The 2,984-nt window shown below is 67.8% G+C and carries 2 protein-coding genes and 1 pseudogene; 2 read left to right on the top strand and 1 reads right to left on the bottom strand.

The window, feature by feature from the left end:
* Nucleotides 1–72: 72 nt before the first annotated feature.
* A complete protein-coding gene (locus GFH49_RS11490) occupies nucleotides 73–636 on the top strand; it encodes a GIY-YIG nuclease family protein (RefSeq protein WP_155055739.1) in 564 nt (187 codons plus the stop codon).
* A 217-nt stretch (nucleotides 637–853) separates the two neighbouring features.
* On the top strand, nucleotides 854–2,371 hold the full coding sequence (locus GFH49_RS11485; RefSeq protein WP_155055738.1) for a nuclease-related domain-containing protein: 1,518 nt from the start codon (nucleotides 854–856) through the stop codon (nucleotides 2,369–2,371).
* Nucleotides 2,372–2,633: 262 nt separating this feature from the next.
* On the opposite strand, the pseudogene GFH49_RS11480 reads toward GFH49_RS11485, so the two are convergent.
* Nucleotides 2,634–2,984: pseudogene (locus tag GFH49_RS11480) on the bottom strand (IS1634 family transposase); the annotation flags it as partial.

The following is a 2,984-nucleotide window of genomic DNA, read 5'->3' as shown; positions in this document are numbered from 1 at the left end:
CGCTACACTCCCACCGCTCCACGTTTCCCCAGGTCAAGCCACGAAGTACTGCTGGAGTACTAGGGTGCGCCCATGCTCAACGACGCCACCGTTCAGCGAGCCACAGCCGAACTGCTCTCCGCACCCCAGACCCTCGATAGTGTGGCCCGCGCCCTGCCCACGACCGCAGGCGTGTATGCCTGGTGGGCGCCGCCCGAGGTCCTGACCTCCTTCCTCGGACCGGTCAATAGCGGCGATGCCGGACTGCGACTGCTCTACCTGGGAAAGGCCGGCAGGCTGCGGTCCCGCGTCGCCTCCAACCACCTGAGGGACTCCGGACGGTCCACCCTGCGTCGAACCCTGGCCGGACTCCTCATGCCCGCCGAGGGCTACCGCACCACCTGGACCGACCGCGTCGTCCTGGTTCCCGAGGACGAACAGCGCCTTACCCGCTGGATGCACCACCACCTCACCCTCACCTGGACCGAGCACCCCGACCCCGTCCCGCTGGAGAAGGAACTGATCTCCCGACTTCGCCCGCCGCTGAACGTCGAGGGAGCGGAGCATTGCGCCTCCAGGGCCCGCGTCAAGCAGGCGCGAGCCTTCTACTACGCCAGTGCCGGCCCCCGGGCCGGACAAGTAGACGGCTTTCACTGAGCGGCCCGCAGACACGGGGACTGGCAGGGGGACCGCCAGGTCATCATCCGCGGACGCCCAGTCCGAGTGACAACTCTGACGGCCGACGGCGGCCAGGGCGGCGGGCGCGGGAGCGGGCAATCCGCTCCAATCGGATGCCGCCTGGAACATACGCGCGTTCAGTACCGACCAGGAGAAACCGCTCGAATAATCTCTCTGCAGCGAGGATCATGGCGGGATGGCTGCGTACCTGTATGACCGGCTGGTGACGGAGGACGAATACCGTCAGCGCATCCGGCGTCATCGTCCCAGCTCGCTGCTGCCCCTGATCGCTGCAGCGGCGGCACGCTACAGCACGCCCGAGCGGCCACAGCCCTGGCTGGAAAGTCCCTCACTGAAGTACACACCCTGGGCGCTGGCTGACGCGGCCCGCGTCAGCCTGGCCTACGGCACCGAGCACCTACGCTCAGAAGCCACCGAACGCGATCTACTGGAGATCCTCGCCGCGTACTCCAGCCTGAAGGAACCCACCCTGCACGGCACCGACGAGGATCCGATCCGCCTGAGGGACTTCATGATGCGCCTGGGCGGCGAGCAGATGGCCTTCCAGGCCCCGGAGTTCGCCACTCTCGCCCGTACCGCCGCGCTGTACCTGCACACACCCTTCCCCGCACACCGGCAACCCCACTGCATGGTCCCCGGCTGGGACACCGAGGTCTTCGGCTGCCCGCTGCCCGACTACGTCGGCACCGCTCAGCTGCTGTGGGGATGCGCGCTGTTGAACGCCGGGCATTTCGATCCCGCGCTCTACGACGGCCCCGATGGGGAGAAGTTCAACCATGCGGTCAGCCGGGACACGGTGCTGCGCGTCATCGAACGCCACTTCGCCACCAACGTGGCCTCCATCAAGGCAGCCGAGAAACTGACCACGCAGAACCTGGCGAGGGTGGCTGGCGGCAAAGCGGCCCAGCTGCGCCGCTTCACCTACAACCCGCTGCTCGGACGACCCGCGGTCACCGGCTTCGGACCCGGCCTGCTGTGCCCCTCACCCCAGCTGGTCTGGCGCAAAGCGACGCCGCCCGGCATCTACCACACAGGACGCGAGCACTTCGGACCCGACTTCCTGCAGGAGACCGGCTACCTCTTCGAGGAGTACGTCGGCCGCCAGCTCCGCCTGATACCCGACGCCGTTGTCATCTCGGAGATCACGTACCGGGTCAAGCGCAACGAACTGCAAAGCGTCGACTGGATCGTCGTCTTCGACGATCTGGTGCTGCTCGTGGAGGTCAAGTCCATGATGCCGACCGAGAACGCCCGGCTCGGCCTGGAACTCGGAGTCGCCGAGACCGACAGCAAACTCGCCCGCGCCTTCCGCCAGGTCAACGCCACCTCGGCTCAGATCGACCAGGACCATCCGGCATTCGCCGGCATCCCGACCGACCGTCCACGCCAGGCACTGATCGTCACCCTTGAACCGTTCCCCGTCGCCAACGCCAACCTGCCCCACCTCGGCCTGCCCACCGCCGACATCCCGACCACGGTCGTCGCCGCTCACGAAGTCGAACACCTGGTGACCCTCACCGACACCACGCCCAGCGCTCTGCTCCTGGAACGGGCGGCCGACCCCCAGCGCTGCACCTGGGCTCTCAACGAATGCCTCAACGGACACGAAGGCACCCGCAACCCGGTCCTCGATCAGGGATGGGCGTCCTACCCCTGGGCAACCGGCAGGCTGCCGACCACTGGCACGGTGTAGGCCATGCGTCGCGGACCCGTATGCCCCGCAACCGCCCGCGCGCGGCGACCGGCGGCGAGTGCGGCATGGTCCGACTGTCGTAGCCGGTTCGTCCGGGGACTTCCACGAGGACGGGTCACCGACGGGCCGGAGCGACGGGTGCGTCTGACCCGGGTTCCGCAGTTGATGTAGCGGGATAGTCCGTGGAGTTGGGGGTTGACGTGCGGAAACGCGCCGTCGGCTGGTGGGACGGCGTGTATCTAGGGCTGGTGGTTCGTGCTGGTCAGCGGCTCGCGGGCGCGAGCTGGTAGATCCGTGGCGGTGGGTCGAGCTTGAGGGCGTTCAGCAGGTCGCGTTGGGGCTTGGTGATCTCGGTGCGCTGCTGGAAGGTGCCGGCGGGGCCGGTGAAGGTGCCGAGCTTGATGCGGTCGAGTTCGTGGCGCAGTGTCGGCCAGGTCTGCCCGGTCTGGGTCTCGGCGATGCGGGCCAGGAGCAGGGCGAGCCAGCAGAGCAGGACGTGAGCGCGGATGCGTTCCTCCTTGCGGTGGAACACCGGCCGCAGGTCGATGACCTGCTTCATGTCCCGCCAGCCGCGTTCAAGGAGCAAGCCGCAGTGCTGACATAGACGAGGACG

The organism is Streptomyces blattellae (genome assembly GCF_009709555.1).
Lineage (GTDB): Bacteria > Actinomycetota > Actinomycetes > Streptomycetales > Streptomycetaceae > Streptomyces > Streptomyces blattellae.
This window is presented reverse-complemented; position numbering and strand designations above follow the sequence as displayed.

Excerpts from the sequence above, each read along its gene's own strand:
- GFH49_RS11490 (WP_155055739.1), top strand. The coding sequence starts at position 73 with ATGCTCAACGACGCCACCGTTCAGCGAGCCACAGCCGAACTGCTCTCC.
- GFH49_RS11485 (WP_155055738.1), top strand. The coding sequence starts at position 854 with ATGGCTGCGTACCTGTATGACCGGCTGGTGACGGAGGACGAATACCGT.